The following is a 3,521-nucleotide window of genomic DNA, read 5'->3' as shown; positions in this document are numbered from 1 at the left end:
CAACGGCGGTGGCGTTAAAGCCGTCCACCAACGCTGCGCGCGCCAGCCCTGGCAGGCGACACAGCTCGCCCACGGGCCGCTGCTCGGCCTCGCTCATAGCGGTGAGCAGCTGCAACCAGTGCTCGCCCAGCTCGGCGATCCGCGCCGGTGCAAAGGCCGCGTGGGAGAAGCCTAGGCGCATCACCAGCTCGGCACCCAGGTCCACCACCGCGGTGAGTGGGTAGCTGGTCTGTTCGTGAGCCATGACCGGGCCAAAGCTCAAGCCTGCCGGCGCCTGTTGCAGCGCTTCGGCGACCGGGTAGTTCTCGAACACCAGCAGGCTGTCGAACAGGGCCTCGCCGCCCTGCCCGGCCCAACGCTGGATGTCATACAGCGGCGTGTGTTCATGCTCACGCAGCGCCACGTTGTCGGCCTGCAGGCGCTGCAGCCAGGCGCCCAGCGCTTGCTCGGGGCGCGGCTGGGCGATCACCGGCAGCGTGTTGATAAACAGCCCGACCTGCTCTTGCACGCCCGGCAGGTCGCCGGGCCGCCCCGCCACGGTCGCGCCGAAGCACACCGTGGCCTGGCCGGTATAGCGCTGCAACAGCAGCGCCCAGGCCGCTTGCACCACGGTGTTGGCCGTCACCCGGCAACGCCGCGCCAGGGCCTGCACCCCGGCACTGGCGGCCTTGGGCAGGCGCAGGCACAGCTCGCCCTGGCCCGCTTCGCTGCCCTGTTCGGCCGGGAACGCCCGGGCCAGCCGCGTGGGTGCGTCCAGCCGGGCCAGTTGCTCGCGCCAGAACGCCTCGCTGGCGGCCTGATCGCGCTGTTGCAACCAGCCGATATAGTCCCGGTAAGTGCCCGCTACAGGCGCCGGCGGCTGCCCCGCGTAACGCTGCAATACCTCGCCCAGCAGGCGCGAGGTGCTCCAGCCGTCGAGCAGCAAGTGGTGGCAGGTGAAGATCAAGTGGTGCCGCGCCGCCCCCATCGGCACCAGGTGCAGCCGCAGCAACGGCGCCTGTTCCAGGTCGAAACCGGCCTCGCGCTGGGCTTGGGCGATCGCGTTGAGGGCGTTCTCGTCGTAGGTGGCTTGCGCCGGCTCAACGGTGAACGGCAGTTTGACCTGGCGATGCACCCATTGCAGTGGCGTGCCCTGGCCCTGCGGCCAATGGAAGCTCGCCCGCAGGTTGCCGTGGGCGTCGAGCGCGGCCTGCCAGGCCCGTTCGAAGCGCAGCGGGTCCAGCCCTTGCACGTCCAGCCGCAGCTGGTTGATGTAATCGCCATTGCCGGGCGCCATCCAGCTGTGGAACAGCATGCCTTGCTGCATCGGCGACAGCGGGTAGAGGTCCTCCAGCGCCCCGGCGCTCGATGCCAGCGCATCCAGCCGGGCTTGGTCCAGCCCGGCCAGGGGCACATCGGACGGGGTCAGGCGCTGTTCGCCGGGGTTGGCACAATGGGCCACCAGCGCCCGCAGCTCGCTGGCATAAGCCTCGGCCAGGGTGCGCACCTGGGCGAGCTCGAACTGGCGCTCGCTGAAGGTCCAGTCCACCACCAGCTCGCCGCCATACACCTGGCCGTCCAGGTTGAGCCAGTTGGCCAGTAGCGCTTGCGGGTCTGTCTCGGCGCCAGCCGCTTCCAGCGCCGGGCGCAGCAACGCCTGCGGGTCGAACTGGCTGTCGAACTGGCCCAGGTAGTTGAAGGTGACCCGTGCCGGCGGCAGCTGCGCCATGGCGGCGGCCACGTGGGGCCCGGCCAGGTAGCGCAGCACGCCGAAGCCTAGGCCTTTGTGAGGGATGGCGCGCAGTTGCTCCTTGATCGCCTTGATCGAGGCGCCCAGCTCCAACGCCGGGGTCAGCCGCACCGGGTACAGGCTGGTGAACCAACCCACGGTGCGGCTGAGGTCGACGCCCTCGAAGAGGTCTTCGCGGCCATGGCCCTCCAGCTGCACCCGCAGGCTGGCGGTGTTGCTCCAGCGGCAGATCACCCGCGCCAGGGCGGTGAGCAGCAGGTCATTGACCTGGGTGCGATAGGCCTGCCCAGCCTGGCCCAACAGCGCTTGGGTGGTGGCACGATCCAGCCGGGTTTGCACCCGCACCGCCTCGCCCTGGGTGGGTTCAAGGCTGGCGTCCAGGCACGGCAGGTCCACGGCTTCGCCAGCCAGGTGCGCCTGCCAGAACGCCTGCTCGGCTGCCAGGCTGTCGCTCAGGGCATAGGCGCCCAGGCGCTCCGCCCAGGTTTTGAAGGCGCTGGTTTTTGCCGGCAACGCCGCCTCGCGGCCGTTAACCGCCGCGCTGTAGGCACTGTGCAGGTCCTCCAGGAGGATGCGCCAGCTCACCCCATCCACCACCAGGTGATGGACCACCAGCAACAAACGCTGGGTCCCGTCCGCCAGGCTTACCAGCATGGCGCGCAGCAACGGGCCTTCGTTGAGGTTGAGGCTGCGCTGGGCCGCCTCGCACAGGGCCAGCAGCTCATCAGTGGTTGCCGCGCCGCGTTGCCACAGCACCGCTTGGCCAGACGGGGCCGCGTGGGCCGCCCGACAGCCGCCTTGCCCGGCACTGAAGCGCAGGCGCAGGGCGTCGTGGTGCGCCAGCAGCGCGGCCACGGCGGCTTCCAGCGCCTCGGCGTTCAGCGGCTCGCGAGGCTGCAACAGCACGGATTGGTTCCAGTGCTGGCGGTTGGGGATCGCTTGTTCGAAGAACTGCCGCTGGAACGGCAGCAGCGGGGTTTCGCCGGTTACCGGGCTTTGGTCGATCACGCTATGCGCCACGGCCTTGGCGGCCTGCGCCAGCGCGCCGAGGCTCTGGTACTGGAACACATCCCGTGGGCTGAGTTGCCAGCCCGCTTGGCGGGCGCGGCTCACCAGCTGGATGGAGATGATCGAATCCCCGCCGAGGGCGAAGAAGTTATCACCCAGCCCTACCTGCTCTACCCCCAGCAGGGCTTGCCAGATACCGGCCAGGGCTTGTTCGGCTTCGTTGTGCGGGGCTTGGTAGTGGGCTTGCTCGGCTTGCGCGGCAGGGCGTGGCAGGGCCCGGCGCTCCAGCTTGCCGTTGGGGCTCAGCGGCATGGCGGCCAAGGCCAGCCATTGCGCGGGGACCATGTAGTCCGGCAGTTGCGCGGCCAGGTGAGTGGCCAGTTCGCCTTGCCAGCCGTCCGGCTCGCTGGCCAGCACCACATAGCCGACCAGCTGCTTGCCATCCACGGCGAGCACCGCGGCCTCGCGGACGTTGCCGTGCTCCAGCAGCCGCGCTTCGATCTCGCCCAGCTCGATGCGCAGGCCGCGCAGCTTGATCTGGTGGTCCACCCGGCCGGCGTATTCGATCACGCCATCGGCGCGGTAACGGGCCAGGTCCCCCGTGCGGTACAGCCGCTGCCCTGCTGTGAACGGGCTGGCGACGAAACGCTCGGCACTGAGGGCGGGCCGGCGGTGGTAACCCCGCGCCAGGCCCGCGCCGCCCAGGTACAGCTCGCCCAGCACGCCAATCGGCACCGGTTCGAGGTGTGCGTCCAGCACGTAACACGCCAGGTTGGCGATGGGC

The 3,521-nt window shown here is 69.9% G+C and carries 1 protein-coding gene; it reads right to left on the bottom strand.

Annotation, left to right across the window (positions count from 1 at the left end):
* Positions 1-3,521, bottom strand: a 3,521-nt coding sequence (locus tag OGL93_RS22045) for a condensation domain-containing protein (RefSeq protein WP_263265149.1), incomplete at both ends; no start/stop codon positions are given.

Origin of the sequence: Pseudomonas sp. RIT-PI-S (assembly GCF_025642975.1) — a bacterium.
In the GTDB taxonomy this organism is placed as follows: domain Bacteria; phylum Pseudomonadota; class Gammaproteobacteria; order Pseudomonadales; family Pseudomonadaceae; genus Aquipseudomonas.
Note: the sequence above shows the minus strand (reverse complement) of the source record. Positions and strands in the feature narration are given on the sequence as shown.